The organism is Treponema sp. R6D11 (assembly GCF_054786075.1).
This window is the reverse complement of sequence record NZ_BDHD01000883.1, coordinates 1-461: the sequence shown is the minus strand read 5'-3', so window position 1 is coordinate 461 and position 461 is coordinate 1. Positions and strand designations below refer to the sequence as shown.

The window sequence follows — 461 nt, the reverse complement described above, 5'->3', positions numbered from 1 at the left end:
CTTTCGCTATTCAACGGTTATAGCTTTTTTACCAAGTGAAAGCAAGATGTATGCCTAAAAATTTTACTTGTGGTCCTGTCAGCGAAAAAAACGCCTCGACTCATCGTCGAGTCATTTTTTTCCCTGCCACCCATCAAGTATGTTTTTGGCATACATCTTAATCGCACATTAAATTAAAAATTACACTACGGAATTTGGGTAACAGTCATCAAAGCATATTACGGATACTTTGAGTATTTAATACCACTACCACCGGCAACGGCAACAAAGAGTCCGGCTCCGTATGCCATGCGAGTCATGTCGATATACGGCACCTCTGTCCATGTTGTACCATTGTCACCTGACCACGCTCCTTTGTCTGAAGAAAAGACGAGCAATTTGCCTGAACCATAGGCAGCTTTAGAAATATTATTTGTTCCTAATAAGGACGAAGGACTTATATTTGTCCAATAATTATCTCC

General features: G+C 40.3%; 1 protein-coding gene. It reads right to left on the bottom strand.

The features are described from left to right. Positions 1 to 218: 218 nt before the first annotated feature. Positions 219 to 461: hypothetical protein (locus ACYVTD_RS16640; protein ID WP_461248768.1), on the bottom strand; the 243-nt coding region annotated here is incomplete at its 5' end.